General features: G+C 60.7%; 28 protein-coding genes and 1 pseudogene. 15 read left to right on the plus strand and 14 right to left on the minus strand.

What is annotated here, in order from left to right:
• The first annotated feature begins 63 nt into the window (after nucleotides 1-63).
• The 4 genes from RGCCGE502_RS04640 to RGCCGE502_RS04655 are packed head-to-tail and all read left to right on the plus strand — an operon-like array spanning nucleotide 64 to nucleotide 2,698.
• Nucleotides 64-1,020 carry a heme o synthase gene (locus tag RGCCGE502_RS04640; RefSeq protein WP_016553006.1) on the plus strand — a complete coding sequence of 319 codons (957 nt, stop codon included), beginning with the start codon at nucleotides 64-66 and terminating at the stop codon, nucleotides 1,018-1,020.
• On the plus strand, nucleotides 1,020-1,154 hold the full coding sequence (locus RGCCGE502_RS38685) for a cytochrome c oxidase system small membrane protein (RefSeq protein WP_016553007.1): 135 nt from the start codon (nucleotides 1,020-1,022) through the stop codon (nucleotides 1,152-1,154). Before RGCCGE502_RS04640 ends, RGCCGE502_RS38685 begins: the two co-directional genes overlap by 1 nt.
• A 1-nt stretch (nucleotide 1,155) precedes the next feature.
• The gene (locus tag RGCCGE502_RS04650; protein WP_040673970.1) at nucleotides 1,156-1,761 is read left to right on the plus strand and encodes a cytochrome c oxidase assembly protein; all 606 of its coding nucleotides are present in this window, start codon (nucleotides 1,156-1,158) and stop codon (nucleotides 1,759-1,761) included.
• Nucleotides 1,762-1,819: 58 nt separating this feature from the next.
• Nucleotides 1,820-2,698, plus strand: a complete 879-nt coding sequence (locus RGCCGE502_RS04655) for a cytochrome c oxidase subunit 3 (RefSeq protein WP_016553009.1) — start codon at nucleotides 1,820-1,822, stop codon at nucleotides 2,696-2,698.
• Between the two features lie 60 nt (nucleotides 2,699-2,758).
• On the opposite strand, the gene RGCCGE502_RS04660 is transcribed toward RGCCGE502_RS04655, so the two are convergent.
• The gene (locus RGCCGE502_RS04660; RefSeq protein WP_016553010.1) at nucleotides 2,759-3,400 is read right to left on the minus strand and encodes a chloramphenicol phosphotransferase CPT family protein; all 642 of its coding nucleotides are present in this window, start codon (nucleotides 3,398-3,400) and stop codon (nucleotides 2,759-2,761) included.
• Nucleotides 3,401-3,531: 131 nt separating this feature from the next.
• On the opposite strand from RGCCGE502_RS04660, the gene RGCCGE502_RS04665 reads away from it, so the two are divergent.
• The 6 genes from RGCCGE502_RS04665 to RGCCGE502_RS04690 all read left to right on the plus strand — a co-directional run bounded on the left by RGCCGE502_RS04665 (nucleotide 3,532) and on the right by RGCCGE502_RS04690 (nucleotide 8,128).
• A complete protein-coding gene (locus RGCCGE502_RS04665) occupies nucleotides 3,532-3,915 on the plus strand; it encodes a DUF983 domain-containing protein (protein ID WP_016553011.1) in 384 nt (127 codons plus the stop codon).
• Nucleotides 3,908-4,657, plus strand: coding sequence for an SURF1 family protein (locus tag RGCCGE502_RS04670; RefSeq protein WP_016553012.1), 750 nt, complete (start codon nucleotides 3,908-3,910; stop codon nucleotides 4,655-4,657). Before RGCCGE502_RS04665 ends, RGCCGE502_RS04670 begins: the two co-directional genes overlap by 8 nt.
• A 62-nt stretch (nucleotides 4,658-4,719) precedes the next feature.
• A complete protein-coding gene (ispH, locus tag RGCCGE502_RS04675) occupies nucleotides 4,720-5,721 on the plus strand; it encodes a 4-hydroxy-3-methylbut-2-enyl diphosphate reductase (protein ID WP_016553013.1) in 1,002 nt (333 codons plus the stop codon).
• 108 nt (nucleotides 5,722-5,829) lie between these two features.
• Nucleotides 5,830-6,795, plus strand: a complete 966-nt coding sequence (locus tag RGCCGE502_RS04680) for a homoserine kinase (protein WP_016553014.1) — start codon at nucleotides 5,830-5,832, stop codon at nucleotides 6,793-6,795.
• On the plus strand, nucleotides 6,792-7,232 hold the full coding sequence (rnhA, locus tag RGCCGE502_RS04685) for a ribonuclease HI (protein WP_016553015.1): 441 nt from the start codon (nucleotides 6,792-6,794) through the stop codon (nucleotides 7,230-7,232). The genes RGCCGE502_RS04680 and rnhA overlap by 4 nt, the downstream gene beginning before the upstream one ends.
• A 92-nt stretch (nucleotides 7,233-7,324) precedes the next feature.
• Nucleotides 7,325-8,128, plus strand: a complete 804-nt coding sequence (locus RGCCGE502_RS04690) for an endonuclease/exonuclease/phosphatase family protein (protein ID WP_016553016.1) — start codon at nucleotides 7,325-7,327, stop codon at nucleotides 8,126-8,128.
• 63 nt (nucleotides 8,129-8,191) lie between these two features.
• Here the strand turns inward: RGCCGE502_RS04690 and fdhA are convergent, their stop codons facing one another.
• Nucleotides 8,192-9,382: a formaldehyde dehydrogenase, glutathione-independent gene (gene fdhA, locus RGCCGE502_RS04695; RefSeq protein WP_016553017.1), complete on the minus strand. Its 1,191-nt coding sequence runs from the start codon at nucleotides 9,380-9,382 to the stop codon at nucleotides 8,192-8,194.
• Nucleotides 9,383-9,642: 260 nt separating this feature from the next.
• On the opposite strand from fdhA, the gene RGCCGE502_RS04700 reads away from it, so the two are divergent.
• A complete protein-coding gene (locus RGCCGE502_RS04700; RefSeq protein WP_016553018.1) occupies nucleotides 9,643-9,951 on the plus strand; it encodes a Dabb family protein in 309 nt (102 codons plus the stop codon).
• Between the two features lie 37 nt (nucleotides 9,952-9,988).
• Here RGCCGE502_RS04700 and RGCCGE502_RS04705 read toward each other — a convergent pair whose 3' ends face one another.
• The 5 genes from RGCCGE502_RS04705 to RGCCGE502_RS04725 all read right to left on the minus strand — a co-directional run bounded on the left by RGCCGE502_RS04705 (nucleotide 9,989) and on the right by RGCCGE502_RS04725 (nucleotide 14,162).
• Nucleotides 9,989-10,888, minus strand: coding sequence for a metal ABC transporter solute-binding protein, Zn/Mn family (locus RGCCGE502_RS04705; RefSeq protein WP_016553019.1), 900 nt, complete (start codon nucleotides 10,886-10,888; stop codon nucleotides 9,989-9,991).
• Between the two features lie 16 nt (nucleotides 10,889-10,904).
• Nucleotides 10,905-11,777, minus strand: coding sequence for a metal ABC transporter permease (locus tag RGCCGE502_RS04710; RefSeq protein ID WP_016553020.1), 873 nt, complete (start codon nucleotides 11,775-11,777; stop codon nucleotides 10,905-10,907).
• Nucleotides 11,774-12,514 carry a metal ABC transporter ATP-binding protein gene (locus RGCCGE502_RS04715; protein WP_019279687.1) on the minus strand — a complete coding sequence of 247 codons (741 nt, stop codon included), beginning with the start codon at nucleotides 12,512-12,514 and terminating at the stop codon, nucleotides 11,774-11,776. The genes RGCCGE502_RS04710 and RGCCGE502_RS04715 overlap by 4 nt, the downstream gene beginning before the upstream one ends.
• Nucleotides 12,515-12,775: 261 nt before the next feature.
• Nucleotides 12,776-13,261, minus strand: a complete 486-nt coding sequence (locus RGCCGE502_RS04720; RefSeq protein WP_016553022.1) for a peroxiredoxin — start codon at nucleotides 13,259-13,261, stop codon at nucleotides 12,776-12,778.
• Nucleotides 13,262-13,325: 64 nt separating this feature from the next.
• A complete protein-coding gene (locus RGCCGE502_RS04725) occupies nucleotides 13,326-14,162 on the minus strand; it encodes a protein-disulfide reductase DsbD domain-containing protein (protein WP_081647226.1) in 837 nt (278 codons plus the stop codon).
• 138 nt (nucleotides 14,163-14,300) lie between these two features.
• On the opposite strand from RGCCGE502_RS04725, the gene RGCCGE502_RS04730 reads away from it, so the two are divergent.
• Nucleotides 14,301-14,906, plus strand: coding sequence for a YqgE/AlgH family protein (locus RGCCGE502_RS04730; protein ID WP_016553024.1), 606 nt, complete (start codon nucleotides 14,301-14,303; stop codon nucleotides 14,904-14,906).
• Nucleotides 14,907-15,058: 152 nt separating this feature from the next.
• On the plus strand, nucleotides 15,059-16,123 hold the full coding sequence (locus RGCCGE502_RS04735) for a zinc-binding metallopeptidase family protein (RefSeq protein ID WP_040673972.1): 1,065 nt from the start codon (nucleotides 15,059-15,061) through the stop codon (nucleotides 16,121-16,123).
• Nucleotides 16,124-16,138: 15 nt separating this feature from the next.
• Here RGCCGE502_RS04735 and RGCCGE502_RS04740 read toward each other — a convergent pair whose 3' ends face one another.
• From RGCCGE502_RS04740 to thrC, 4 genes and pseudogenes are all read right to left on the minus strand, one after another.
• Nucleotides 16,139-19,051 carry a sensor domain-containing phosphodiesterase gene (locus RGCCGE502_RS04740; RefSeq protein WP_016553027.1) on the minus strand — a complete coding sequence of 971 codons (2,913 nt, stop codon included), beginning with the start codon at nucleotides 19,049-19,051 and terminating at the stop codon, nucleotides 16,139-16,141.
• Nucleotides 19,048-19,662, minus strand: a complete 615-nt coding sequence (locus RGCCGE502_RS04745) for a GNAT family N-acetyltransferase (RefSeq protein ID WP_016553028.1) — start codon at nucleotides 19,660-19,662, stop codon at nucleotides 19,048-19,050. The genes RGCCGE502_RS04740 and RGCCGE502_RS04745 overlap by 4 nt, the downstream gene beginning before the upstream one ends.
• A gap of 29 nt (nucleotides 19,663-19,691) precedes the next feature.
• Nucleotides 19,692-20,993: a M16 family metallopeptidase gene (locus tag RGCCGE502_RS04750; protein WP_016553029.1), complete on the minus strand. Its 1,302-nt coding sequence runs from the start codon at nucleotides 20,991-20,993 to the stop codon at nucleotides 19,692-19,694.
• A 3-nt stretch (nucleotides 20,994-20,996) separates the two neighbouring features.
• A pseudogene (gene thrC / locus RGCCGE502_RS04755) lies at nucleotides 20,997-22,420 on the minus strand (threonine synthase).
• A gap of 225 nt (nucleotides 22,421-22,645) precedes the next feature.
• Between thrC and RGCCGE502_RS04760 the strand changes: the two are divergent.
• Both RGCCGE502_RS04760 and RGCCGE502_RS04765 read left to right on the plus strand, forming a co-directional pair.
• The gene (locus RGCCGE502_RS04760; RefSeq protein ID WP_176705676.1) at nucleotides 22,646-23,293 is read left to right on the plus strand and encodes a hypothetical protein; all 648 of its coding nucleotides are present in this window, start codon (nucleotides 22,646-22,648) and stop codon (nucleotides 23,291-23,293) included.
• 54 nt (nucleotides 23,294-23,347) lie between these two features.
• Nucleotides 23,348-24,268 carry a diacylglycerol/lipid kinase family protein gene (locus RGCCGE502_RS04765; RefSeq protein WP_016553032.1) on the plus strand — a complete coding sequence of 307 codons (921 nt, stop codon included), beginning with the start codon at nucleotides 23,348-23,350 and terminating at the stop codon, nucleotides 24,266-24,268.
• 67 nt (nucleotides 24,269-24,335) lie between these two features.
• On the opposite strand, the gene RGCCGE502_RS04770 is transcribed toward RGCCGE502_RS04765, so the two are convergent.
• The 3 genes from RGCCGE502_RS04770 to RGCCGE502_RS04780 form a co-directional block, all read right to left on the minus strand.
• The gene (locus RGCCGE502_RS04770) at nucleotides 24,336-25,205 is read right to left on the minus strand and encodes an MBL fold metallo-hydrolase (protein WP_016553033.1); all 870 of its coding nucleotides are present in this window, start codon (nucleotides 25,203-25,205) and stop codon (nucleotides 24,336-24,338) included.
• Nucleotides 25,206-25,282: 77 nt separating this feature from the next.
• Complete coding sequence (locus RGCCGE502_RS04775) at nucleotides 25,283-25,972, minus strand: HAD family hydrolase (RefSeq protein ID WP_016553034.1); 690 nt, start codon at nucleotides 25,970-25,972, stop codon at nucleotides 25,283-25,285.
• 120 nt (nucleotides 25,973-26,092) lie between these two features.
• Nucleotides 26,093-26,779 carry an ArsR/SmtB family transcription factor gene (locus RGCCGE502_RS04780; protein WP_016553035.1) on the minus strand — a complete coding sequence of 229 codons (687 nt, stop codon included), beginning with the start codon at nucleotides 26,777-26,779 and terminating at the stop codon, nucleotides 26,093-26,095.
• Nucleotides 26,780-26,793 lie beyond the last annotated feature (14 nt).

Consider the following 26,793-nt stretch of genomic DNA (forward strand, 5'->3'; position numbering starts at 1 on the left):
AGAAATTACGACCGCCGCGTGTTACAGTGCGGCGGTCGGCTTACAAGTTTGCAGGACAAGAGAATGACAGTAATCGGCAATCGCAAGGCTCTGGCGCACGACGGCGAGTTCCGCCTGTCGGAAGCGAGTGCGCGCGATTATTTCGAGCTTTTGAAACCGCGCGTCATGTCGCTCGTGGTCTTCACGGCATTTGCCGGTCTCGTTCTGGCTCCGGGGCACATCAATCCGGTCCTCGGTCTCATCGCCATCCTTTGCATAGCTATCGGCGCCGGCGCTTCCGGCGCGCTGAATATGTGGTACGACGCCGATATCGATGCGATCATGACCCGCACCGCCAAGCGTCCGATCCCGGCCGGCCGGATCGCGCCACGGGAAGCGTTGGCATTCGGTCTGGTGCTCTCCTGTTTTTCGGTGATTATCCTCGGGCTCGCCGTCAATTGGCTCGCAGCCTCGATCCTCGCCTTCACGATTTTCTTCTACGCCGTGATCTATACGATGTGGCTGAAGCGCTCGACGCCGCAGAACATCGTCATCGGCGGTGCCGCCGGCGCCTTTCCTCCGATGATCGGCTGGGCTTGCGTGACGGGTACCGTCACGATCGACAGCTTTGTTCTATTCATGATCATCTTCCTCTGGACGCCAGCCCACTTCTGGGCGCTGGCTCTTTTCAAGATGGAAGACTACGAGGCGGTCGGCGTGCCGATGCTGCCGAATGTCTCCGGTGAGCGGACCACCAAACACCAGATCGTAGCATACGCGGTGCTGACAGCGATCTGCGGCGTGCTGCCGACGGCTCTCGGCTTTGCGAGCCTTGGTTACGGCCTGGTTGCCGCCGCGCTTGGCGCGATCTTTATCTACTGTTCCATCGCCGTCTGGCGGATGCCGGACGGCGATGAGAAGATGATCCCGGCGAAGAAGCTTTTCGGCTTCTCGATCTTGTATCTCTTCGCGATCTTCTCCGCCCTGATGTTCGACCGGCTCGCTGCCGTGCTCGTTTCTCACATGGGAGGCATTCTCTAATGGACGTCGTCAAGCTTACAGAGGCGCAGCGCAAGTCGCGCCGCAACCGCAACGTTGCGCTCGGTCTGGTTTTGGCCGGCCTCGTCGTGCTTTTTTACACGATTACGATCGTGAAGTTTACGGGGCACGCTTGAGATGAGCGGGATGCCGAGCACGCCGCGAAAGCCACGCAACAACGGCGCTGTCGTTTTCATGTGCCTTGCCTTCGTCTTCGGCATGGGCGCTGCGAGCTATGCGGCGGTTCCGCTCTACCGGATGTTCTGCCAGCTGACCGGCTATAACGGCACGACGCAACGCGTCGAGCAGGCTTCCAGCGTGATTCTCGACCGCAAGATGCGCGTCACCTTCGACGCCAATGTGGCGCCGGGTCTTGATTGGGAGTTCAAGCCGGTCGAGCGCGAGGTCAACCCGCGCATCGGCGAAACCATTCAGGTGAATTTCACTGCGGTGAACAAGTCGAACGAGCCGCAGCGCGGTCAGGCTGTGTTCAACGTGACACCTGGCGAGGCGGGCGTCTATTTCAACAAGGTGCAGTGCTTCTGCTTCAACGAGACCGTTCTGAAACCGGGCGAAAAGCTCGAGATGCCTGTCGTTTTCTATATCGATCCTGATATTACCAAGGCTGTGGAATCGAAGGATATCCACACCGTTACCTTGTCCTATACGTTCTATCCGAAAGAGGGTCCGAAGCCGGTGGCTTCGAATGAGGGTGGAACGGTAAAGCTTGAAAAGAAACTTTGATTGAGGTTCGTTTCCGGCTATGCCGGAGCGGAGAGGAAGAGATCCGGGGATAGCTTACATGGCTGATGCTCATCAGAAACATCACGACTACCACATCATTGACCCGAGCCCGTGGCCGATCCTGGCTTCGATCGGCGCGTTCATCATCACGTTCGGCGGCGTCGGCTTCATGCGCTACCTCAACGGCGGGTCGCTGCATCTCCTCGGCATCGAATGGGCTCATCCGTGGCTGTTCTTCATCGGCCTTGCGATCATTCTCTACGTCATGTTCGGCTGGTGGTCGGACACGGTGAAGGAAGCAAACGAGGGCGCCCATACCCGCGTCGTCTCGCTGCACCTTCGCTACGGCATGATCATGTTCATCGCTTCCGAAGTGATGTTCTTCGTTGCCTGGTTCTGGGCTTACTTCGACGCAAGCCTCTTCCCCAACGAAGCGATTCAGGCGTCGCGCGTTGCCTTCACCGGTGGCCAGTGGCCGCCGAAGGGCATCGAAGTTCTCGACCCTTGGCACCTGCCGATCTATAACACGGTCATCCTGCTATTGTCCGGCACGGCCGTTACCTGGGCGCACCACGCGCTGCTGCACAACGACCGCAGGGGCCTGATCCAGGGCCTGACGCTCACCGTTCTGCTCGGTATCTTGTTCTCATCGGTGCAGGCGTTTGAATACGTACATGCGCCGTTTGCCTTCAAGAACTCGATCTACGGTGCGACCTTCTTCATGGCGACCGGTTTCCACGGCTTCCACGTTCTGGTTGGTACGATCTTCCTGCTCGTCTGCCTGCTGCGTGCAATCCGCGGCGATTTCACGCCGAAGCAGCATTTCGGCTTCGAAGCGGCGGCCTGGTACTGGCACTTCGTCGACGTCGTCTGGCTGTTCCTGTTCTTCTGCATCTACGTCTGGGGCGGCTGGGGCGCTCCGCTGGCTGCAGGCTGAGCCGAGGCCATGAATTGAAAAGGGCGGGTGCCACGGCACCCGCCCTTTTTGTTTTACTGATCACCGCATGGCGGCGATGCGCTCGAACGCTGAGGGTTGGGGAATGCCGAGATCCAGGCGGTGCCGGATCGCTTCGGCACATTCCAACGGCGTCAGCACCGAGGTGTCCACCTCAAGATCGTAGATGCCGGGGATATGGACCTGCTCCTGCCAGAGCTGGACCGGATGGGGGACGGCCTCATCTTCGGTTGCGGTGACGTACAGCGAGTGACGACCTGGCACTGGGATGTTCCGCCTTTTCATGATGACCTTGATCGGACATCTGACACCGACGAAAAGCACTGGCAATCCCTCAAGCCGGCGCGCGCAATCGGCGAGAATGCCGAGCGGCTGAGAGTAGCTGTCATGATGGCCGAGGTCGGCCACGACATTGAGGCCGAGCCCAGCATGGATGGCGACCGATTCGTAGAGTGCCGCATAGAAAAACGGAATCATCTCCTCGAGGTCAGGGCGTTCTCCGCCCGGACGCAGCCCGATTCCCGGCAGGTAGCGTTCCGCGGTCATCGAGTTGTAGGTGTCGACGCCAAAGTTCATCCAGGGGCCGTCGAAATGCTCCTGGATCGCGTTGGCGATCGACGATTTTCCACTGCGCGGGGCGCCGTTCAGAATGACGATCTGTCCGGCCGAGCTGTCATATGTCATCAGTTTTCTTCTTCTGTTTGGCGCGAATCGCTGAGGCGAAAGAGCGCAGGTATTTCCTTTCCCTCTGTGATTACTTTATGGGTGAGTTATGGCGGAGCCACCGGTTGGCCATAGGCAATTGGAAGGATGGCATGAACGAGGACAGCGCGCATTTCCCACCGGTTGATCCTGTCAAGACGGGCTTCAAGGGATGCTGCCCGCGCTGCGGCCAGGGAAAGCTCTTCAACGGCCTGCTGGCGCTGAAGCCGCGCTGCTCGGCCTGTGGCCTCGATTACGCTTTTGCCGACGCCGGCGACGGCCCTGCGGTATTCGTCATTTTGATCGTTGGCTTCATTATCATCGGCTCCGTGCTGTGGCTTGAGGTCAACTACGCACCACCGATCTGGCTGCACATTCTGCTGTTCGGCCCCCTGACCATCATTCTCTCCCTACTTGCCCTGCGCTGGTGCAAGGGGATCCTGATCGCAATGCAGTATCGCCATAACGCCAGCGAGGGGCGCATTTCCCGTGACTGAATTTGATGTTTCGGCGCCGCGCCGAAAGCGGTCGGTGCTGTCAGGCATCGCTCTGCTTGTCGCGCTTGCCATCCTCCTCTCGCTCGGCACCTGGCAAGTCGAACGGCTACACTGGAAGGAAAAACTGCTGACCGATATCACCGAGCGCCGGCAGGCGCCGGCGGCATCGCTTGCCGATATCGAAGGCATCGCCGCAGAGGGCGAGGATATCGATTATCGCCACATGACGGCCAGCGGCGAGTACGTCAACAGCAAGGAACGGCACTTCTTCGCCACCTGGCATGGCCAGACGGGCTTTTACGTCTACACCCCACTGCAGCTTGCCGATGGCCGCTATCTCTTCGTTAACAGAGGTTTCGTTCCTTACGACAACAAGGAGCCGGAAATGCGCATGCAGGGGCAGCTCACCGATCAGCAGACGGTGACCGGCCTCGCTCGCGCGAAGCTTCCCGGCAAGCCGTCTTGGGTCGTGCCCGACAATGATGTTGCGAAGAATATCTTCTACTGGAAGGACCTTGACGTGATGGCCTCGAGCGTCGGGCTCGACAAGACGCAAGTCGTTCCGTTCTTCGTGGATGCGGACGATACCCCCAATCCGAAGGGGCTGCCGATCGGCGGGGTCACCGATGTCGATCTGCCCAACAACCACCTGCAATATGCCTTCACCTGGTATGGGCTTGCGGTAACGCTTGTCATCATCGCCGTGATCGCTCGTTTCCGCAGGCGAGGTCCGGCGCAATAGTATCGCTTCAATTCTTGCCTATATTGGGCTAGAGAGCGCTATCCCTACGAACCGGAACAGACATGAATATTGCGGCGAAACCTCCCTTGACGATCAGGCTCTGCGGACCGCGCGGCTTTTGCGCCGGCGTCGACCGCGCCATCCAGATCGTCGTGCTGGCGCTGAAATCCTACGGTGCGCCTGTTTATGTCCGCCACGAGATCGTCCATAACAGGTATGTGGTTGAAGGCTTGGAAGCCAAGGGCGCCGTCTTCGTCGAGGAGCTCGACGAGATCCCGGAAGAGCATCGTGCCCAGCCGGTCGTCTTCTCAGCGCATGGTGTGCCGAAGTCGGTTCCGGAAGATGCAAGCGCCCGCAATCTCTTCTATCTCGATGCCACATGCCCGCTGGTCTCCAAGGTGCACAAGCAGGCAATGCGCCACAACAAGCTCGGCCGCCATGTCGTCCTGATCGGCCACGCCGGCCATCCGGAAGTGATCGGCACGATGGGGCAGCTGCCTGAAGGGTCGGTATCGCTGATCGAGACGATCGAGGACGCCGACGCCTACGAGCCGGCCGATCCCGACAATCTGGGCTTTGTGACGCAAACGACGCTCTCGGTGGACGATACGGCCGGCGTGATCACGCGCCTGCACGAGCGCTTCCCCAACCTGACGGCGCCTGCCGCCGACTCGATCTGCTATGCCACGACCAACCGCCAGGAAGTCGTCAAGCAGGCAGCACCCGGCTGCGATCTCTTCATCATCGTCGGCGCTCCGAACTCGTCGAACTCCAAGCGACTGGTCGAGGTCGCGCTGCGGGCAGGGGCGAAGAAGTCGCTCCTGGTGCAACGCGCCTCGGAGCTCGATTGGGACGAGATCGGGCCGATCTCGACGCTTGGGCTTTCCGCCGGTGCATCGGCACCCGAGGTGATCGTCAATGAGATCATCGAGGCCTTCCGCGCGCGCTTCGACGCCAAGGTCGAGCTTGCCGAGACGGTTCAGGAAAACGAGCATTTCCTCGTCAATCGCGAACTGCGCAACATCGAGCTGACGCATGAGGATATGGCGTGGGTGAATGGATAAGGCGCATCCCGTGATGCGGGAGTAATCGTCGAGGGGACGATTGCGGCGCCAGTCACCGCCCGACCCGGGCGGTGGTCTAACTGATCAAACATTTTCGCGGGACGTAAATTGGCAGTCTATACCGATATTTCCGAAGACGATTTGAAGTGGTTCCTGACGGAGTACGATACCGGCACGCTGCTGTCCTATAAAGGCATCGCCGAGGGTGTTGAGAACTCGAACTTCCTGCTGCACACCACCAAGGACCCGTTGATCCTCACGCTTTACGAAAAGCGCGTCGAGAAGAACGACCTGCCGTTCTTCCTGGGGCTGATGCAGCATCTGGCGGCCCGCGGTCTCTCCTGCCCGCTTCCCCTGCGGCGAAAGGACGGGGCCCTGCTTGGCACGCTCTCCGATCGGCCGGCCGCTGTGATCTCCTTCCTGGAAGGCATGTGGCTGCGCAAGCCGGAAGCAAAGCATTGCCGCGAGGTTGGCAAGGCGCTTGCGCAGATGCATGTCGCCGGCGAAGGCTTTGCGCTGAAGCGTCCCAATGCACTGTCGGTCGATGGCTGGAAAGTGCTCTGGGAGAAGTCCGAGGCGCGTGCCGACGAGGTGGAGAAGGGACTTCAGAACGAGATCCGCACCGAGCTCGACTTCCTCGCCGCCCATTGGCCGAAGGACCTGCCGGGTGGCGTCATCCATGCCGATCTCTTTCCTGATAACGTCTTCTTCCTCGGTGACGACCTGTCCGGCCTGATCGACTTCTATTTCGCCTGCAACGACCTGCTGGCCTATGACGTCTCGATCATTCTCAATGCCTGGTGCTTCGAGAAGGACGGCGCCTACAACATCACCAAGGGCATGGCGATGCTGGAAGGCTACCAGAGCGTCCGGCCGCTGAGCGCTGCCGAGCTAACGGCACTTCCCATCCTTTCGCGCGGTTCGGCGTTGCGCTTCTTCCTGACGCGCCTCTACGATTGGCTGACGACGCCCGAGGGCGCGCTGGTCACCAAGAAGGATCCGCTCGAATATCTGCGCAAACTGCGCTTCCACAGGCAGATCGGTTCAGCCACTGAATATGGGCTCGTGGCATGAAGCACGTCGATATCTTCACGGACGGCGCCTGTTCCGGCAATCCCGGCCCCGGCGGCTGGGGGGCGGTGCTGCGCTACGGCGATGTGGAAAAGGAACTGTCTGGCGGCGAGGCAGACACCACCAACAATCGCATGGAGCTGCTGGCGGCGATCTCGGCGCTGTCGGCGCTGAAGAGCCCGTGCGAAGTCGATCTCCACACGGACAGCAAATACGTCATGGACGGCATCTCGAAGTGGATCTTCGGCTGGAAGAAGAACGGGTGGAAGACCGCCGACAAGAAGCCGGTGAAGAACGGCGAACTTTGGCAGGCACTCGATGCCGCCAACCAGCGCCACAAGGTCAAGTGGCACTGGGTCAAGGGCCACGCCGGCCATCCGGAAAATGAGCGCGCCGACGAGCTCGCTCGCAAGGGCATGGAGCCGTTCAAGAAACGCTAGAGCTTTCCGGTCGGGGATCCGTGCAAACAAGGACATCGGGCGTTTCCTCGAATCAGTTCGGAAAGGTCTTCGCGCAGAAGGGGAGGGATGTGATGCGGATTGTCTCGCTGAATGCATGGGGCGGAAAACTGCACGCGCCGCTCATTCCCTACCTCGCCGAGATCGATGCGGACGTTCTCTGCCTGCAGGAGATCACGCGTACGGTGACCGTTTCGACCGATTGGCTAGTCTACCGTGACGGCAGCCATATTCTGCCGCAGCGCGCCAATCTGTTTGCCGAGATCAAGGCGATCCTTCCCACGCACGATGCCTTCTTCGCCCCGACCGCAAGAGGCGAACTGTTCGAAGGCGAGACCGCTGTCATGTCGGAATTCGGGCTTGCGACCTTCGTGCGCCAGTCTCACCCGATCATCGGCCAGGCGATGGATTTCGTGCACGGCGACTTCTCGGGCGACGGTTATGGCGCCCACCCCCGCGCACGCAATGCCCACTGCCTCCGCTTGTTCGACTATCGCGCCAACCGTCCGATCACCATCGCCCAACTACATGGCCTGCGGGACCTTGCCGGCAAGGGCGACACGCCCGCACGTCGCGGGCAGGCGGATGCACTGGTCGGTCTGATCCGCCGCATATGGCGCGAAGGCGAGCCGCTCGTCGTCTGCGGCGACTTCAATGTGCTCCCTGACAGCGCCATGTTCGAAGCGCTCGCCGAACTGGGCTTGAGCGACCTCGTGACCTCACGCGGCCATACGGATACGCGAACCTCGCACTACACCAAAGAAGGCCGCTACGCCGACTACATGCTAGTCACAGCGAACGTCAATGTGGTTGCGTTCGACGTCGTTGAACAGCCCGAGGTGTCCGACCATCGGGCTCTCTTGCTGGATATGGCGTAGGAGCCACGGATGGCGCAACGGATGCGGATGCACCCGCTGCGCCGAGCCTCGGGAGGCCTTTACCTAAGCCGCCTTGGCGACTTCGCCATGCGGGTCGAGGACAAACTTCGTCGCCGCGCCATGGTCGAAGCTCTCGTAGCCTTGTACCGCCTCTTCGAGCGGAATGACCTTGGCGTTGACGATATCGGCGATCGGCAGGCGGTCATGCAGGATCGCCTGCATGAGCTGACGATTGTACTTCAGAACAGGTGTCTGGCCTGTATGGAACGACTGCGCCTTCGCCCAGCCGAGGCCGAAGCGCAGCGCCAGGTTGCCATGCTTGGCAGCATTGTCGACGGCGCCCGGATCCTCGGTCACGTAGAGGCCGGGAATGCCGATCGATCCCGCCGCGCGGGTGATTTCCATCATCTGGTTCAGAACGATTGCCGGCTGTTCGCCGCCCGAATGACCGCGGGCCTCGAAGCCGACGGCGTCGATGGCGCTGTCCACTTCGTTGCTGCCGGTCACCTGCGCGATCATGTCGCCGAGCCGGTCGCTCTTCGACAGGTCGATCGGCTCGAAGCCGACCTTGGCGGCATGGGCAAGACGATCCTTGTTGAAGTCACCGATCATCACCACTGCAGCGCCGAGGATGCGGGCGGATGCAGCCGCGGCAAGCCCGACCGGGCCCGCTCCAGCGACATAGACGGTCGATCCGACGCCGACACCGGCGCGCACCGCACCGTGGAACCCGGTCGGCAGGATGTCGGAGAGCATGGTGAGATCGCGGATCTTCTCCATCGCGCGATCGCGGTCCGGGAATTTCAAGAGGTTGAAATCGGCATAGGGAATGGTCACGTAGCGGGCCTGCCCGCCGATCCAGCCGCCCATGTCGACGTAACCGTAGGCGCCGCCGGCGCGCGACGGGTTGACGGTCAGGCAGACGCCCGTGTCCTGCGATTTGCAGCAGCGGCAGCGGCCGCAAGCGACGTTGAACGGCACGGAGACGAGATCACCGATATCAAGCATCTCGACATCGACACCCTTCTCGATCACCTCACCGGTGATTTCGTGGCCGAGAACGAGGCCGGGCATGGCCGTGGTGCGGCCGCGAACCATATGCTGGTCCGATCCGCAGATATTGGTGGAGATCACTTTCAGAATGACGCCGTGCTCGATCTTGCGGCCATCGGGTGCTTCAAGCTTTGGATCGTCGATGTCGTGGATTTCGACCTTGCCGGGCCGCATGTAGACGACGCCTCGGTTCTTGCTCATTTCCATCTCCTCCGTTGAAAATGCTGCCTCGCGCAGGGCTCCTCTTCGCCGCACACTGGGTACCGACAGATTAGACGAGAATGTAGGACGCGCCGTTCCGTTTACGACGGTTTACGGCGTCGAATTGGTCGCGTCTCGCACACCGGCCTTTGCCGAAGCCATTCAGATGGGGATGTCTGCAGAACGGCACGTCCTTGTCACTTGCCCCTGCGACGTTTCTCCCTATGCTCGCCTGAAAATGGAATCCGGGAGGTTACCACATGATCCTGCACTGCGTGCTGATGCGGCTGAAGGCAGCCATGACAGGGGATGAAAAGCAGTCCTTGTTTGACGCGATCGTCGCATTGAAGCAGCTGATTCCCGGCATCATCGACATCAAGTACGGTCCGAATGTGTCGCCCGAGGGGCTACATGCGGGCTACGTCGATGGCTTTGCGGTCACCTTCGAAAGCGCGGAAGCGCGCGATGGATACCTTGTGCATCCCGAGCACGTTGGCGTCGGCGAGCGTATCGTCTCCTCGACGGATGGCGGCTTGGGTGGCCTGATCGTCTTCGACCTTAACTATTGAGGCCGAGCCGCGCCGTTGCGCGACCCAGCCGTTGTCGTCAGCTGGCTTTCGCCATCGCCGCCGCGAGCTGATCGACGTTGTAGCGGAACATCTTCTCGTAGGTCGGAGCCGCCCCCCTGGCATCGGAAAGAGACTCGACATAGAGCTCGCCGCCGGGTTCTGCCCCCGTCGCCTTTGCGATCTGCCTGACGAGGCGAGGATCATTGGAGTTCTCGAAAAAATACGTCTTCACGTGCTCGGCCTTGATCTGTTCGATCAGCTTGGCGACATCCGCGGCCGAGGCTTCGCTCTCCGTCGAGACGCCGATCGGGGCGAGGAACTGCACGCCATACTCACGACCGAAATAGCCGAAGGCGTCGTGGCTCGTCAGGACCTTGCGATGGTCGGCAGCGATGGGATCAAGCTTCGAATGTGCGTAGGCGTCGAGCGCGTCGAGATGCTTCAGGTACGCCTCGGCATTGGTCTTGAACGCGGCAGCATCGGCCGGCGCAGCCTTTGCAAGCGCCTCTTCGATATTGGCGACCCAGACCTTGACGTTGACGGGACTGTTCCAGACATGTGGATCGGTGACCGTCTGTCCGTCCTCGTCCATGGTGCGGAGCTTTATCCCTTCGGAGACGACGACCGGCTTGCCCTTGTAGCCCGAGGCGGCGATCAGGCGGTCCATCCAGCCTTCCAGACCCACGCCGCTGACGAAGGCAACCTGTGCCGCATTGAGGTTCTTGGCGTCGCTTGGCGATGGCTCGAACTCATGCGGATCGCCGTTCGGGCCGACGAGGCTTGCGACCGTCACGCGATCACCGCCGACCTGGCGGACGACGTCGGCAAGCACGGTGAAGGAGGCCACCACCTTGAGGGTCGCGGCAGATGTCGAACTCGTCGAAAGCGCCACCAGTGCCGGGATCATCACTGAGAAAAGCAGTCTGCGGGAAATCATCGGAAGGCTCCGGTTGTCAGCCCTTAAGATGCGGGCGAGGGAAATACCGCCGGGCGAGACCCGACGGGGCGAGGAAGATCGAGAAGCCGTAGAGCAACGCCGCCGTCATGATGATCGTCGGCCCAGAGGCGAGCTCGAGATGGTAGGAGGCGATGAGGCCGAGGTAGCCGGAGGCCGTAGCGCTCGCTGCTGCGATCGCCATCATCGACGGGAGGCTGCGCGACCAAAGTTGCGCGATCGCTGCAGGCAGCATCATCAGGCCGACCGCCATCAATGTGCCCAAGGCCTGGAAACTGGCGACCAGATTGAGCACCACCAACAGCAGAAAGAGAAAGTGATAGACCGGTCCACGTCCGCCGATCGCCCTGAGGAAACCGGCATCGAAACATTCCGCGACGAGCGGACGGTAGATGATCGCCAGCGTCACCAGAGTTACGGTGCTGATTGCGCCGATCTCGTAAAGGGCGGAGGCATCAATCGCGAGGATGGTGCCGAAGAGAACGTGCAGCAGGTCGATATTTGAGCCGCGCAACGAAACGATGAGCACGCCGAGCGCCAGCGAGGAGAGATAGAAGCTGGCGAAGCTCGCATCCTCCTGTAGCGAGGTCGTGCGGCTGACGATGCCGGAGAGGAGCGCCACCGATAGCCCGGCAATCAGCCCCCCAAGGCCCATTGCGGTCAACGATAGCGAACCGGCAATGAGATAGCCGATGGCGGCGCCGGGCAGGACGGCATGGCTCATCGCATCGCCGACGAGGCTCATCCGCCGCAGCATTAGGAAGACTCCGATCGGCCCGGAGCCAAGGCCAAGGCACAGGCAGGCGACGAGCGCGCGGCGCATGAAGCCATAGTCGGAAAACGGCGCGAGAAGAAGATCGTAGGCGGTCATCTGGCGGGCTCGCAGATGTCGGCGCTCTCGTCCCACCGCTCGGCCATCACCCGCGCCTTCGTCAGGTTTGCCGTGGTCATGACATCGGCCGTCGCGCCCCAGCCGATGACTTCGCGCGCAAGCAGGAGTGTCTGCGGAAAGTGGGCACGGACCTGCTCGAAATCATGAAGGACTGTAAGCACCGTTCGCCCTTCGCCATGCCAGCCCGCAACGATCTCCAAAAGATCCCGTGTCGTGCGGCTATCGATGGCGGTGAACGGCTCGTCGAGCAGGATGACACTCGCATCCTGCAGGAGCAGCCGGGCAAAGAGCACGCGTTGAAACTGACCGGCTGAGAGCGAGCCGATGCCGCGCCGATCAAAGCCCTCCAGCCCGACCACGGCAAGTGCATCGCGCGCTTTCTGCTGCTCCGGCGATGCGATCTGTGCGAAGGCTCCGGCCTGCCGCCAGGATCCGAGAAGAACCGTGTCGAGCACCGAGATCGGAAAACGGCGGTTGATATCGGCTGCCTGCGGCAGATAACCGACATCCGTTGGTTTCAGTCGGTGCCTTATCGTGCCGGAGGAAGGGCGGAGTTCGCCGATGACAGCTTTCAGCAGGCTGGATTTTCCGGCGCCGTTTGGACCGGTGATCGCCGTCAGGCTGCCGGTCGCAATGGTTCCTGAAAGATGATGGACCGCGGGATGCCGCGCGTAGGCGACCGTCAGATCATCAAGCTCGATTGCAATGTCACTCATGGCAGCAGCGTCGCCCAACGGATCGCTGCCCAGAGTGGGATTCCAAGTGCGGTGACATAAAAGATGCGACGGCCGGCGGAGAGGGCCATAAGGCCCAGAGAATCTTGAAATTTCGAGAAACGCATATTTTTCACCAAATGTAATAACATTACAGTTATGTTATAACAAATGAGGCGAAAAGACGGCGTGCGACGAACTTTTATGAGGAAACAAAAAAGCGGCCACACGGGCCGCTCTCAGAGGGTCGGAATGTGCGGAGCCTTACAGTTGCTCCAGCATGGTCGCAGCGCCGGAAACGGTGGCCTGACCCGGATTTTCTTCGACATTCAATGACTTCACGACACCGTCTTCGACGAGCATCGAATAGCGCTTCGAGCGGACGCCGAGACCGCCGGCAGAAAGGTCGGCGTCGAGACCGAGCGATTTGGTGAAGCCGGCATCCCAATCGGCAAGGAAGTGGATCTTGCCCATGCCGCCGGAGGACTGAGCCCAGGCGCCCATCACGTGCCAATCGTTGACGGCGACGACGGCGATGTCATCGACGCCCTTGGAAAGGATCGAGTCGCGGTTTTCCAGATAGCCCGGCAGGTGGTTCAGCGAGCAGGTAGGCGTGAACGCGCCAGGGACTGCAAAGAGAACCACGCGCTTGCCCTTGAAGAGCTGCTCCGTCGAAATTTCGACCGGACCGTCAGACGTCTTTTCCTTGAAGGTGGCTGCGGGAAGCTTGTCGCCGATTGCGATGGTCATGGACGTCTCCTTGTCATATATGGCGGCGCAAATACCGCGATTTGCGCGCGACTATAGAACTCGACTACTCAAAGGCAAGCGGTGTCTCGATGGCACGCGAACCGTCGATGACAAGCGCGCTCCATGTCTTTCCGTGAATGTCGTATGCCTTGGGAAGCTTGCCGACGGAAAGCGTCGTCGTGAAGCTTCGACCGTCGCGGTGAGTTGCGGTCTGCTTGGTAAAGACGTGCCCGCTCGGGCCTGCGACGATCACCTCAGGAGCCGTCTCGCCGCTCTCCGGCAGTGTCACGGTAAGGGAAAGCTCCTTCATGTCGGGCGACAGCCTATGGTCGCTCACGTTGAATTCGGAGGAGGCGGCTTCCGGCAAGGTGGCCTCGGCCGCTCGGAGGATTTTTTCCTCTTCGGGGCGTGAACGGGCCGATGGTTCGAAGGTCAGCGACAGCTCCGCCTGAAACGGGATGCAGATTTCCTTGCAGATGCCAATAAAGGCGGTTGCCTTGAGTTCATGGAGTGCCGGGTCTTTCGCCGTCAGCTGCAACGGGAAGGTGACCGACGCGTCGTAGGCGACCTCATCGACCTTGTCGTCGACAATATGCTTGGGAGTCGGAAAGCTCATCTTGTCGAGCGAAACGCCTTCAGAAGAAAAACCGACCTGGGGCGGGATGCCGCTATTGCCGGGTTCTCGCCAATACGTGATCCAGCCCGGCTTCGGTTCGATCTGCAGTCCGGCGCGAATGCTTCCGCTTGCATCAGGAGGAAGCGCGATCAGTCGCATCCGCCCACCCTCATTCTCGGCCCAGGCGCTCATCTCCGCCCGGGCGGGCTGAGAAAGCTGCAGCATCACGACGAGCAGACCGAAAGCGGAACACAATTGGCAAGTGACGCGTGAAATAGTTTGCATGGATCAATGATCTATTGAAATTCGCCATGCTCGGCTAGAACTCGCCATCATTTAAGTTTTCATTTTCAGTTGATTGATCTGTGACATTGGCTCATGCTCGTGTTGTCGGGCCTCATGCGGTCTGGCAGAGGAGGAACGATGTCGTTGGCGACCCTCAAAAACAAAAGAGAACGTGGCTTCTTCGATGGCCAGTTTCTCATTGCCATGCCGGGCATGGAGGATCGCAACTTCGCCCGCACGGTAATCTATATCTGCGCGCATTCCGATGCCGGCGCGATGGGGTTCGTCATCAACCGTCCGCAGAACCTGACCTTTACCGATGTGCTCTTGCACCTTGAAATGATCAAGGATGAGGATGCCATCGTTCTTCCCCCACATGCCCGCGATTGCCCGATCCAGACCGGCGGGCCGGTGGAAAGCGGACGCGGTTTCGTCCTGCACTCCGACGACTATCTCTGCGATTCCAGCATTCCCGTCAGCGACGATATCTGCATGACGGCGACGCTCGACATCATCCGCGCGATTTCCAAGGGCAAGGGACCGAAGCGGGCGACCATGCTGCTCGGTTACGCCGGTTGGGGAGCGGGTCAACTGGAAGCCGAAGTCGGCAACAATGGTTGGCTCACATGCGCGGCCAACGAGGAATTGATCTTCGACCGCAGCCTCGACGACAAGTACGAGCGGGCGCTGGCTTCGATGGGCATTAATGCCGCCATGCTTTCGGCCGAGGCCGGGCACGCCTAATTGGCGGAACGATCCGTAAAGAAGCGCGTTCTCTGCTGGCGCGGGCCATAGGGCCCAGTCAGGGGAAGTTTGATGGAAACCACGGCCGGAAATTATCCGCCGTCCACTTTGCACAGCGGTTTTTCGACCCCTGATCTCGAGGGAGGCGCGCGTTGAGGCTGTTTGTATGTGACAACTGCGATCAGGTTGTTCATTTCGACAATCGCCAGTGCGTCCGGTGCGGTCACCGCCTTGGCTTCCAGCCGAATGGCCTGCGCATGCACGCTGTTCAGCAGCAGGACAGCGATCTCTGGCAATACGTGGCTCAGCCGGACCTGGTGCGTTTCTGCGCCAATGCCGGCCTCGACATCTGCAACTGGCTTGTTGAGGATGGCGACGCGGGTGACTACTGTGTTGCGTGCCGGCATAACCGGCTTGTGCCGAATTCAGCGACGCAGGATGGCGTGGACCGGTGGCGTCGGATCAGCCAGGCACAACGACATCTCTTCTACTCGCTCTTGCGCTGGCGCCTGCCGCACCCGGACCGCACGCAGGATCCCGTAGGCGGCCTTGTTTTCGACTTCCTGGAAGACACCGTCCAGGATGACGGCAGCGTCGTGCCGGCGATAACCGGACACGAGGAGGGCCTGATCGCAATTCGGGCCGCCGAGGCCGACGACCTTACGCGCGAACAGGCGCGCACTTCGATGAACGAACCCTACCGGACGCTGCTCGGCCATTTCCGCCATGAGACGGGTCATTTCATCTGGAACCGCCTCGTCCGCGACAGGAACAACTTCGATGGATTCCGGGCAGTGTTCGGCGATGAGCGCGAGGACTACACCGAAGCCCTTGCACAGCACTACGCAAATGGTGCTCCGCCCGGCTGGCAGGAAAGCTTCGTCAGCGCCTATGCCAGCGCCCATCCTTGGGAAGATTTCGCCGAGTGTTTTGCTCACTATCTCCACATCGTGGACACGTTGGAGACTGCGCGCGCCTTCGGCATCGCAGTTGATCCCCGCGGTCACGAAGAGATGGCGGCGGAAGTGGATTTCGACCCTTACAGGGCAGCTAGTGCCGATCAGCTTGTCGACGAATGGGTGCCGCTCAGCGTTGCGATCAACTCGATACAGCGCAGCATGGGGCAGCGCGATTCCTACCCGTTCGTGCTGTCAGCGCCGGTGGTCGCCAAGCTTGAATATATGCACCAGCTGATAGCGGGCGCCGCTACGCCGTAACATTGAGCGGGTCGGTTAAGCGCGCTTCGTCAACGGGAACCGTTCCTTCAGCAGCCGCAGGACGGACTCCGCTGCCATCGGCGGCCCGAACAGGTAGCTCTGTCCGAAAGTGCAGCCCATCTTTGCGAGCTCGATCGCATCTTCGTTCGACTCGATCCCTTCGGCGACCACCTTCATATCAAGTTCACGCGCCATGGCGATCACCGAGCGAAGCACGGTTGCCTTCTTGTCACTGCCATCGCGCACCATCACCTTGTCAAGCTTGATCGTGTCGAACGGGAAGCGCGTCAGATAGGCGAGGGACGAGTAGCCGGTTCCGAAATCATCCAGCGCGAGGCCAAGCCCCATCTCCCGCAGCTTCTCAAGCACGAGGCGCGCTTGCTCCGGATTCTCCATGACCATGGATTCCGTGAGCTCCAGCTTCAGGCGCGAAGGGTCGCAATGGGTTTTCGCCAGCACCGAACGGACGTCGTCATAAAGCTCGTTGTTCAGCAGCTGTGCGCTGGAGAGGTTGATCGAGACGAAGATGGGCAGCTCGCCGGTTTGGTTCTCCCAACCCATCAGGTCGTTGGTCGCCTGCTCCAGGGCAAAGAGACCAAGCATCTCGATAAGGTCGGATGTCTCGGCGATCGGAATGAACTCCGAAGGAGGGATGGTGCCGCGCTTCGGATGCTCCCACCGCATCAGCGCCTCGAAGCCGGCAATCTCCACGTCTTCCAGGCCGGCGATCGGCTGGTAGACCATCGACAGTTCCTTGCGCTCGATGGCACGGCGCAGGTCGGATTCGAGTTGCAGCCTGTCGGCGCCGAAATCGCGGAAGGCGGGCTGGAACGGCTCGACGCGATTGCCGCCGGCGCGCTTGGCCCGGTACATCGCAAGCTCCGCGTCGCTGAGCATGCCGGCGGCGCTTTCCTGCTGATCGACGAATGAGGCAAGCCCGATTGATGCCGTCAGGATGATTTCGCGATTGGCGAAGTTAATCGGCACCATGATCGCCTTGCTGATCGCATCGGCAAAATCGGCCACCTTCGTCGGATCGCGCTCGGACGTCAGGATCAAACCGAACTGGTCGCCGGAAAGCCGTGCGAGCGTGTCCTGCGGCTTGAGCAGCCGTCGCAGGCGTCGCGTCAGCGCGATCAGGATATTGTCGCCGGCGGCGATCCCCAGCGTATCATTCACCAGCTTGTAGCGGTCGATATCGATCACCATTACCGTCGGGCGCAGCGTCTCGCCACCGGGCGCCAGTGCAAGCACCGCCTGCAGGCGATCAAGGAACAGCTGCCGGTTCGGCAAGCCGGTCAGGTTGTCGTGCAGCGCGTCGTGCAGCAGCCGTTCGACGGAGTTCTTCTGTTCGGTGACATCGACAATCGTGCCGACGCAGCGGATGATTTCGCCGTTCGAGCCGAGGACTGGGCGGGCGCGGATGAGAAGCCAATGGAAATGACCGTCTTCCGCGCGGATGCGGAATTCATGATTGAGCCGCCCGCGGCGATGCTCGAGCAGCACGTCGAGCGTCGCCCGGAAGCGATCGCGATCGTCCGGATGAAGCCGTGGCAGCCAGTTGCGGGCCGCGCCATGCATCGTGCCGAGCGGGAGACCGAGCTTGGCCGACACGTCGGGAATGGTGACGACACGATCGCGTGCCACGTCCCAATCCCACACCATGTCGCCCGAGCCGGTCAGAGCCAGCGATTGCCGCTCCAGATCGGAGAACAGGCCCTGCTGAAATGCACCGCCCGCAAAGGCGTGCTGCATGACGGTAAAGCCGATCAGCAGGACGATGAGAACAAGGCCGCCGCCGAGCGCTGGCTGAATGATGTCGTTGTCGAGCTGGCCAGTGATCGTCAGCCATGCCCCGAAGATCCACACGAGGATCAGCGCCCAGGCGGGCACCAGCAGGATGGCGCGATCGTAGCGGTTGAGGCCGAGATAGATGATGAGGAAGAGGCCCATCGTCGCGGTCAGCGCAAACGACAGCCGCGCGATGCCGGCGGCGATTGCCGGATCGTAAATGGCGACGCCGAAGAGCAGCGCCAGGCCCAGCACCCAGGCGAGCGTCAGGTAGCCGAGGTGTGTGTGCCAGCGATTGAGGTTAAGGTAAGTGAACAGGAAGATGACGAAACTGGAGGCGAGCGCGACTTCAGCGCAGGCGCGCCATATTCGCTGGTCGGTCGACGCGATGCTGATCAGCTTGCCGAGAAAGCCGAAGTCGACGCAGATGTAGCCGAGCACCGCCCAGGCGAGTGCTGCCGTCGCCGGTAGCATCGACGTGCCCTTGACCACGAACAGGATCGTCAGGAACACCGCCAGCAGACCGGCAATCCCGAGCACGATACCGCGATAGAGTGTAAACGCGTTGATCGTGTCCTTGTAGGCGTCCGGTTCCCAGAGATAGATCTGCGGCAGCTCCGGCGTCGTCAGTTCAGCAACGAAGGTGATGACGGCGCCGGGGTTGAGCGTGATGCGGAAGACATCGGCCTCATCGCTCGGCTGCCGGTCGAGCGCGAAACCTTCGCTTGGCGTAATGGCGATAATGCGCTGCGAACCGAGGTCCGGCCAGAACAGCTTGGAGTTCACGAGGCGGAAATGGGGGGCCACGATTACGCGCTCGAGCTGTTCGTCGGAGACGTTGGCCAGCGCAAAGACGGCCCAGTCGCCCTGGTGATTCTCCGAGCTGGCACGTACCTCAATACGGCGCCGGATGCCATCAGCACCAGCAGCGGTCGAGACCTGAAAGGCTTCGCCCTGATTGGCGTAGATTTCCGTCGTGGCAGTCAGGTCGAGCGCCGTATCGTCGCGGGAGATCTTCACCGGTTCGGCTGCGTAGACGTTGCCTGCCGCTAGCATGAAGGCCGACAGCAAGAGAGCTGCGATCACCGCGATCAAACGTCCGGCCGGTGATGAGAGCAGCATGCGGTTGTTAGTCATCGGCTGTCGGTTATCCTGCCTTTATCCGTGTCGGTGGCGAGCAATGAGAACATCACATGGTCGTGCCACTGACCGTTGATTTTCAAGTATCCGCGCAGATAGCCTTCCCGCTGAAACCCGGCTTTTTCAAGCAGGCGGATGCTCCGAGCATTGTCTGGAATACAGGCTGCTTCGATACGGTGCAACTCAAGCACCGTGAAGATGTAGGGTATAACCAATTGAAGTGCGGCGAACATATGACCTTGGCCGGCGTAGGTCTCACCCATCCAATATCCGATCATGCAGCTTTGCGCCGCCCCGCGCCTGATGTAGCCGATCGTGATTCCGCCAAGCAGCGTCATCCTATCCTTGTGGAACAGGAAGAGCGGGATCGCCTGGCCGGACGCATATTCCTGTTTGCCGCGGATGACGCGGGCGCGATAGGCGCCCTCGGTCAATTCATCCCGCCGCCATGTCGGCTCCCAGGGCTCGAGGAACTGCCGGCTGGCCGCCCGCAGCTTGTGCCACTGGTTGAAATCCTGGTAGCGCGGCAGGCGCAGCACATAGTTCTCGTTTTCGAGTTCCACTGAATCCGGCTGTCGCGACAGGAACCGAAAAACCGATTTTGGCATCGATCACTCCCGGCAGGATGGATGTGAAATCAAACGAGCGCTTGTTGGCTGTGCGGTGCGGCGGGCGAGGAGAGAGAGGCGGCGATATCTTCCATAGGAGCCAAGTGTTCCAGAGGACCGATAGCCGATAGCGTCGGAACGGTGTCGAAGAACAGGCGTCCTGCAAGATCCGTCAGGCGCTCGACGGTGATCCCCTCGAGCCGTTCCATCATCTCCTGATTGGAGATCGGGCGGCCGTAGAGCATCATCTGCCTTGCGATCTGGCCGGCGCGGGCCGCCGGGCTTTCCTGGCCCATCAGCAGCTGGGCGCGGATCTGGGCGCGGGCGCGTTCGATTTCCTTCTGCTCGATCGTCGCTGCCGACTTGTGCAGTTCGTCGATGATGACGGGCACCAGCTCCGGCAGGTTCTCGCCACCGGTGGCGGCGTGGATGCCGAAGATGCCGGTGTCGGAAAAGCCCCAGTGAAAGGCATAGATCGAATAGCAGAGGCCACGGATTTCGCGCACTTCCTGGAACAGGCGAGACGACATGCCGCCGCCGAGAATATTGGCGAGAATCTGCGAACAGTAGAAGTCGCGGGCGTGATAGGCCTTGCCCTCGAAGCCGAGCAGAATCTGCGCATCCATCAGGTCGCGCGTTTCACGGATGTTGCCGCCGATGTACTTGGCAGCTTCCATGACCGGCGTCGCCGATGGAGAAGTCGGAAGGCTCGCGAAGCGCTCCTCGACCATGCGAACGAACTCGTCGTGCAGTACGGCGCCGGTCGCAACGATAAACATCCGGTCGGTCGTGTAATTGCGGCTGAGATAGCCGCGGATCTGCTGCGGCGTGAACGACAGCACGGTTTGCGGCGTGCCGAGGATCGCCCGACCGAGCGTCTGATCGCGGTAGGCGGTTTCGGAAAACTTGTCGAAAACGACGTCGTCCGGCGTATCGTTCGCAGCGTTGATTTCCTGCATGATGACCTGCTTCTCGCGCTCGAGTTCTTCTTCCTCGAACGCGGACTCCGTCAGGATATCGGCAAGAATATCGACGGCGAGCGGAACGTGGTCCTTGAGGACGCGGGCATAGTAGGAGGTCGTTTCCGTGGATGTCGCGGCGTTGACCTCGCCGCCGACATCCTCGATCTCCTCGGCAATTTCGCGCGCGCTGCGGCGTGCAGTGCCCTTAAAGGCCATGTGTTCGAGCAGGTGGGCGATGCCATGCTCGTCTGTCGTCTCGTTGCGCGATCCTGATTTGATCCAAACTCCCAGCGCAACGCTTTCCAGATGCGGCATGGTCTGTGTGACTACTGTCAGCCCGGATTTGAGCCGGGTGCACTCAACTGTCATTGGCTATCTTTCTGCGCCTGCGTTACTTAGGCCCGAGCGTGCTCGCCGATGAAGGTCTCGATGGCTTTGAGCTCAGGCTTCACAATCTGAAAGCGCTCCTCCTTGTGCATCAGATCAGCAAGCCACGTCGGAAGCGCGGGGTCAATACCGGAGGCGGATTTTACGGCGGCGGGGAATTTCGCCGGGTGTGCGGTGGCGAGCGTCACCATCGGCGTGTTCGGCTTTTCGTGTTTGCCCGCAACGAAGACACCGATCGCCGAGTGCGGATCGAGAAGATAGCCGGTTTCGGAATGGGTTTTCTTGATCGTCTGGGCGACCTGTTTCTCGCTGGCGCGGCCAGCGCGGAAGTCCTTCTTGATGAAGGCTAGGGCCTCCTTCGCAATCTCGAAGCCATTGGATTGCTTGAGACTGTTCATTGCCGCGCGAACTTTGGATGCGTCGCGATCAAAGGCTTCGAACAGCAGTCGCTCGAAGTTCGATGAGATCTGGATGTCCATCGAAGGTGAGGTCGTTGCCTTTACCGCTTTCATCTCGTAACGGCCGCTCTTCAGCGTGCGTTCGAGGATATCGTTCTCGTTGGTCGCGACCACCAGTTTGCCGATCGGCAGGCCCATCCGCTTTGCGCAGTAACCGGCAAAAATATCCCCGAAATTGCCCGTCGGCACGGTAAACGAAATCTTACGGTCCGGTCCGCCAAGCGCGATTGCCGTCGTGAAATAGTAGACGATCTGGGCCATGATGCGGGCCCAGTTGATCGAGTTGACGCCGGAGAGCCTGACGCGATCGCGGAACGGTCCGTCGTTGAACATCGCCTTGACGAGGTTCTGGCAGTCATCGAAATTACCTTCGACGGCAAGCGCGTGAACGTTGGAGGCAGTGGAGGTCGTCATCTGGCGCTGCTGCACCGGCGACACCTTGCCATGCGGGAAAAGAATGAAGATGTCGGTGCGTTCGCGCCCGGCAAAGGCGTCGACCGCCGCGCCGCCGGTATCGCCGGAGGTAGCGCCGACGATGGTCGCGCGCTCGCCGCGCTTTTCGAGCGCATAGTCCATCAACCGGGCGAGCAGTTGCATCGCGACATCCTTGAACGCCAGCGTCGTACCATGGAAGAGCTCCATGACGAAGCTGTTCGGCCCTGTCTGCACGAGCGGGGTGATCGCAGGGTGGCGGAAAGTGCCATACGCCTCGTCGATCATGGAGCGGAAGGTCTCGTCGGGAATCTCACCGTTGGTAAAGGGCGACAGGATAGCGAAGGCAATCTCCTGGTAGGTCTTGCCGCGCAACGCGCGGATTTCCTTTTTCGAGAAATGCGGCCACTTGCGCGGCACATAGAGGCCACCATCGCGCGCCAGACCAGTCAACAATGCATCGCAGAAACCGAGGGAAGGGGCTTCGCCGCGGGTCGAAATATAATCCACTGTCGTCATCCTTGATGTGCCGGTCGGAGAAAGGCTGAGGGAAAGTAAACCCCGCGCTGCATCTCGCTTGCGCTGTCGGCTATGGTCGCCTGCGATCCCGAAATGTGCATCAAAACGGTTCTTACCCAATCGATTTTTGTTTGCGCCGCTGATATAGACCATCGCAAACTGTCACGAAAGGCCTGCCATCAAGTGATTGGGCCTGCCAAAAAACTTTGTGGAGAGGGTGGAATAATCGTGCTTGGCAAGGTCTCGCGTCTCATCGTTTCGGCTTCCCTTGCGGCAATGCTTGCCGGTTGTAATTCGCTCGGCGCCGGTGGTGGCTCAGACAGCGCAACGGCACCGACCCAACCGAACGGCAATGGCCAGATCATGCCGTTGGCGCCATCCAACCCGTCCTCCAGCGACGCATCGATCGGTTCCGCCAAGACGGCCGCTGGCGCAACGGCGCCCGTCGTTCAAGGCGCCTGCCCGCAGATGTTCATGAAGGACAGCGACGCGATCTTCCGGACTTATGCCGGCGGAGCGAAGACCGGCGATGCGGAGAAGCTGGCCTACCAGGCGTCGATCGGCAACTACACGCGCCAGTGCACTCTCAACGACACGAACCTGACGATGACCGTCGTGGCGCAGCTTCGCGTCATTGCCGGGCCGAACGGATCGTCCGGCAAGGTCACGCTCCCGGTTCGCATCACAGTCTATGACGGCCAGGAAGCGCTCTATTCGGAAGTGACGAATTTCCCGGTTGATGTCGGACAGAACGCTACACAGGCCCTGTTCCGCAAGGATGGCATCAAGCTGCCGGTCGGCTCCGGCGCGCTGGTTCGCGTCAATATCGGTTTCGATCAAGGACCCGTGTCGACGAAAAAGAAGAAGGCCTGAAGAACGCCCCTGTTTCCGCTTCGCCAGGCTGGTGAGGCGGGGAGAAGATATCGCTTGAAAATCGGCATCGTATTGAATCCGGCGTCGGGCCGGCGCGGAAAGAAACTGTTCTGGTCGGCGCTGCGGCGCGCCATCGAGGCGAGATTTGCCGATCTCAGCCTGCGTGAAACCAAAGGCTTCGGCGATGCCGAGCGGTTCGGGCGCGAACTGGCGAATGATGGGGCCGATCTGGTGATCGCCGTCGGCGGCGACGGAACGATCGGCGAGGTGGCTGGCGGCATCCTCAAATCGCATCGGCCGGGTACTGCGTTTTCTTTCATCCCAACCGGCACCGGCTGTGATTTTGCCCGCAACTTTCCGATGTCGCGCGATCCCACCACGATCGCCAACGGCCTGAACTCTCCGTCCGTGCGGCTGATCGATGCCGGCCAGCTCACTTGCGACGACGAGGACGGCGACACCGTCACCCGCCACTTCGCCAACATCGCAAGCTTTGGCGTTTCCGGCCATATCGTGCGCGCCGTCAACGAGGCACGCAGGGGCAGGCGCCTGCCCGGGCCGATGGTTTTCTTCTTCCATAGCCTGCTTCAGATCCTGCGCTACGAGCCGCGCACAATTCGCCTCAGACTTGATGGAGAGGACATCTACGAGGGCCCGATCACGGCGGTTGCCGTCGCAAACGGCGCTTGGTTCGGCGGCGGTATGAAGGTGGCCCCCGATGCAGATATCAGCGATGGCCTGTTCGACGTGGTCATCATTCGAGGCGCCGGCCGGTTGAAAGTGCTGTCGTTAATGAACAGCATCTATAGCGGTGGCCACCTCAAGAGTCCGCTCGTCAGCATCCATCGCGCCACGCTCGTTGAGGCATGGCCGATCGGCAAGGCGGCGGTGCCGATCGACAGCGACGGCGAGGGACCCGGTCAGCTCCCGGCCCGGTTCGAGATGCTGGCTGGCGCGATCAACCTGAAAATCTAGTAATTTCAGACGAGTATTCATGGCGAACGCAACCAGCGGAGTCGCACAACGAACGCCGTGTCGTCGTTCAGCCGTCCAAGCGCGCCTGAATTGTCGCGCCGAGATTGGTGTCGTGGAACCCTTCGTAGAAGGCCACCACCTCCTGCGCCATGCCGGCCGGAATGGCGACGAAATCCTGAAGTCGGAACCCAACCGCCTTGTTGAGCCCGGGACTCAACAGGTCCTTCTCGCTCAAGTTCTCGACACGGCTGGCCAACTCTTTGAAATATAGCAAGTTGTCGTCCACCGTTGTGGGGGAGAGGGTTCTGCCGTGAGCCGGAATCACGAACCTTGCGCTCAGGTCGCATATTCGTTGGAGGGATGAGCAGAGCAGCCGGAGATCGTGCGCGCTCCTACTCCACACCTCGGGGATCGGATACTCGACCGCGTCGACGGCCAGACAGACGCGGATTTCAGGAATCCAGACGGAGACATGGTCGGGCGTATGACCTGGCGTGTGAAGCAATTCGAGCGTGAGATCGCCGCCATGAAGGGTCGTAGAGTCTGAGAAGGTGATATCTGGCGCTATGAGCTCAACGTTTCGAAATCGCTGATCTTCGCGCACCTTGTCTTTCAGGACCTGAACCGAGGAAGGATCGCGCAAGCGCTCAAGCGTTGCGGCATGGGCAATGATCGGCGCCCTTCCTGCAATCGCGGCGTTACCCCAAAAATGATCCCAGTCCATGTGCGAGTTCACGACCAGTAGCGGACGTGCATGCACGTCCTCGCCAAGCAGGTCCAGCGCCTTCCGGCATAACTCAGGCGTTCCGAGAGTGTCGACCAGGACGTTGAATCTCTTGGTGCGGACGAAGATGCCATCAACTTCGTCTCCGGCCCTGACAATGGTGAGCCGGTCGTCGAGTTCGGGCGGAGAGCACAATTCCACGGAAACGTTCATACGAGACAGCCCATCAGACGGCGATTACCACACCGATATCCGAATAGGTTCGCTCTGTCGCGCCAAGAACGCGCGTTCTACAGGGCGCCTTCCCATTCGGCGAGCGCGGCAACGATGCCGGGCAAATCGCTCATCCGGGAAATGACGGTTTCAGCACCGGCATCGGTCAGCCTGTCGGCATGTGCCGGATAGGTATGGGAGGCGCCGGTGAAGCCGATGACGCGCATGCCGGCAGCCCGCGCTGCGTGAACGCCATGTACGGAGTCCTCGACGACGACGACGCGGTCTGTGGAAACGCCCATCTGCTTGGCGCCGTGCAGGAAGATATCCGGTTTCGGCTTCACGCGATCGGCACCGAGATCCTTGGCCGAGAAGATATGCGGCGCAAAGAGGGGCTTCAGGCCCACTTTGCCGAGCATCATGTCGAGCCGCGCACTGCTGGAGTTCGAGCAGATGCAGCGCTTCAGCGTCAGTCGCGAGAGAGCGGCTTCGACGCCGGCAATTGCCTGCACATCCTGGGCTAGACGCAGATCGAGCAGCTTTTCGGACTTGTCGAGCAGCGATGCGGAAATCGGAATGCTGGCTTCGCGCTCGACCTGCAGCAGGATGTTCTGCCAGGTCATGCCGGCGAAACGCTCGCCCATTTCCTCGATGCTGATCGGGTAACCCGCTTCGGTGAGAAGCTTGGATTCGACATCCGCAGCGATAATTTCCGAGTCGACCAGAACGCCGTCACAGTCGAAGATGATGAGGTCGAAGCCGTCCATATACTCGCGCCTTATTTGGGATGATGCCCCTTTACACGATGCCTCGGCGAAGCTCAACCGACAGCAGGGCATGGCTGGATTGCGTGTCGCGGGCGGCTTCGATTTTACGATCGTTCGCGGCTATTTGGCGGCAGGAAACAAGGCAAGAAACTGCCGTTCGCCTTCTGGTGAGAAGATGACGGAGCGGCTTTCGGCCGTGCGACGCGCCCAGCCTTTGTCGAGGAAATTCGAAAGTAACGCCTTGCCGAGACTGCCGGCGAGGTGCGCCCGTCGCTCGCTCCAATCCAGGCAGGAGCGGCAGAGTGGACGACGCGACGATCTCAGGGCGTGGACGTCGATGCCGATACTCTTGAGCGCGGTTTCGCCGCTCTCCGTCAAGGCAAGACCGTCACCGAGTACATCGATCGCGCCCTCGGCAATCAGGTTGTCGAGCATGCGCACGCCGTAGTCGCCGGCGAGGTGATCGTAGCAGATGCGGGCCTTGCGCAGTGCTGGTTCCTTCGGTCCCGGCTTGTGGCGCAAATGGCCGCGCCCGGCCGCAAATCCCATGATGCTTTCCAGGAACTTGCCAACGCTGTCGTCCGCCAGCGTGAAATAGCGATGGCGGCCTTGTTTTCGCTGGGCGAGCAGATTGCCGGCTTCCAGCTTCGCAAGGTGCGTGCTCGCTGTCTGCACGGTAATGCCGCCGGCAGCGGCAAGCTCCGTTGCTGTCAGCGCCTTGCCGCCCATCAACGCCGTCAGCATGTTGGCACGGGCGGGGTCGCCAATCATCGCGCCGATCTGGGCTATATCGGGTCCTTCCTTCATACTTCGATCCTAAC

This window comes from Rhizobium grahamii CCGE 502 (assembly GCF_000298315.2).
Lineage (GTDB): Bacteria > Pseudomonadota > Alphaproteobacteria > Rhizobiales > Rhizobiaceae > Rhizobium > Rhizobium grahamii.

Bases quoted from the DNA above. Each gene is read 5' to 3' on its own strand.
- RGCCGE502_RS04730 (WP_016553024.1), top strand. From the start codon at position 14,301: ATGTCGTTGGCGACCCTCAAAAACAAAAGAGAACGTGGCTTCTTCGAT.
- RGCCGE502_RS04690 (WP_016553016.1), top strand. From the start codon at position 7,325: ATGCGGATTGTCTCGCTGAATGCATGGGGCGGAAAACTGCACGCGCCG.
- RGCCGE502_RS04745 (WP_016553028.1), bottom strand. From the start codon at position 19,662: ATGCCAAAATCGGTTTTTCGGTTCCTGTCGCGACAGCCGGATTCAGTG.
- RGCCGE502_RS04715 (WP_019279687.1), bottom strand. From the start codon at position 12,514: ATGAGTGACATTGCAATCGAGCTTGATGATCTGACGGTCGCCTACGCG.
- rnhA (WP_016553015.1), top strand. From the start codon at position 6,792: ATGAAGCACGTCGATATCTTCACGGACGGCGCCTGTTCCGGCAATCCC.
- fdhA (WP_016553017.1), bottom strand. From the start codon at position 9,382: ATGAGCAAGAACCGAGGCGTCGTCTACATGCGGCCCGGCAAGGTCGAA.
- RGCCGE502_RS04640 (WP_016553006.1), top strand. From the start codon at position 64: ATGACAGTAATCGGCAATCGCAAGGCTCTGGCGCACGACGGCGAGTTC.
- RGCCGE502_RS04660 (WP_016553010.1), bottom strand. From the start codon at position 3,400: ATGACATATGACAGCTCGGCCGGACAGATCGTCATTCTGAACGGCGCC.
- RGCCGE502_RS04750 (WP_016553029.1), bottom strand. From the start codon at position 20,993: ATGACAGTTGAGTGCACCCGGCTCAAATCCGGGCTGACAGTAGTCACA.
- RGCCGE502_RS04650 (WP_040673970.1), top strand. From the start codon at position 1,156: ATGAGCGGGATGCCGAGCACGCCGCGAAAGCCACGCAACAACGGCGCT.
- ispH (WP_016553013.1), top strand. From the start codon at position 4,720: ATGAATATTGCGGCGAAACCTCCCTTGACGATCAGGCTCTGCGGACCG.
- RGCCGE502_RS04775 (WP_016553034.1), bottom strand. From the start codon at position 25,972: ATGGACGGCTTCGACCTCATCATCTTCGACTGTGACGGCGTTCTGGTC.
- RGCCGE502_RS04705 (WP_016553019.1), bottom strand. From the start codon at position 10,888: ATGATTTCCCGCAGACTGCTTTTCTCAGTGATGATCCCGGCACTGGTG.
- RGCCGE502_RS38685 (WP_016553007.1), top strand. From the start codon at position 1,020: ATGGACGTCGTCAAGCTTACAGAGGCGCAGCGCAAGTCGCGCCGCAAC.
- RGCCGE502_RS04720 (WP_016553022.1), bottom strand. From the start codon at position 13,261: ATGACCATCGCAATCGGCGACAAGCTTCCCGCAGCCACCTTCAAGGAA.
- RGCCGE502_RS04700 (WP_016553018.1), top strand. From the start codon at position 9,643: ATGATCCTGCACTGCGTGCTGATGCGGCTGAAGGCAGCCATGACAGGG.
- RGCCGE502_RS04725 (WP_081647226.1), bottom strand. From the start codon at position 14,162: ATGCAAACTATTTCACGCGTCACTTGCCAATTGTGTTCCGCTTTCGGT.
- RGCCGE502_RS04655 (WP_016553009.1), top strand. From the start codon at position 1,820: ATGGCTGATGCTCATCAGAAACATCACGACTACCACATCATTGACCCG.
- RGCCGE502_RS04770 (WP_016553033.1), bottom strand. From the start codon at position 25,205: ATGAACGTTTCCGTGGAATTGTGCTCTCCGCCCGAACTCGACGACCGG.
- RGCCGE502_RS04665 (WP_016553011.1), top strand. From the start codon at position 3,532: ATGAACGAGGACAGCGCGCATTTCCCACCGGTTGATCCTGTCAAGACG.
- RGCCGE502_RS04780 (WP_016553035.1), bottom strand. From the start codon at position 26,779: ATGAAGGAAGGACCCGATATAGCCCAGATCGGCGCGATGATTGGCGAC.
- RGCCGE502_RS04740 (WP_016553027.1), bottom strand. From the start codon at position 19,051: ATGACTAACAACCGCATGCTGCTCTCATCACCGGCCGGACGTTTGATC.
- RGCCGE502_RS04710 (WP_016553020.1), bottom strand. From the start codon at position 11,777: ATGACCGCCTACGATCTTCTTCTCGCGCCGTTTTCCGACTATGGCTTC.